This is a genomic window from Peribacillus sp. SIMBA_075, from assembly GCF_046534585.1.
This window is the reverse complement of sequence record NZ_JAWRYN010000870.1, coordinates 1-262: the sequence shown is the minus strand read 5'-3', so window position 1 is coordinate 262 and position 262 is coordinate 1. Positions and strand designations below refer to the sequence as shown.

Here is a 262-nt window from a genome sequence, read left to right as displayed (position 1 = left end):
GATTAGGATATATCGGCTTGCCGACAGCAGTCATGTTTGCAAACCATGGTTATGAAGTTCATGGCGTGGACGTCAATCAAAAAGCGGTGGATATGCTGTCAGATGGCCAGATCCACATTGAAGAACCGTTCCTTCAGGATTACTTGAACAAAGCATTGGAAAAAGGCACTTTCTCGGTATCAACAAAACCGGCGGAAGCGGACATGTTCATCATCGCTGTCCCGTCTCCGATTGCAGAAGACAAAACAGCGAATATGGATTA

General features: G+C 45.8%; 1 pseudogene. It reads left to right on the top strand.

Annotated elements, in window-relative coordinates:
• Window positions 1-262 (top strand): annotated as a pseudogene (locus SB775_RS30730) (UDP-N-acetyl-D-mannosamine dehydrogenase); the annotation flags it as partial.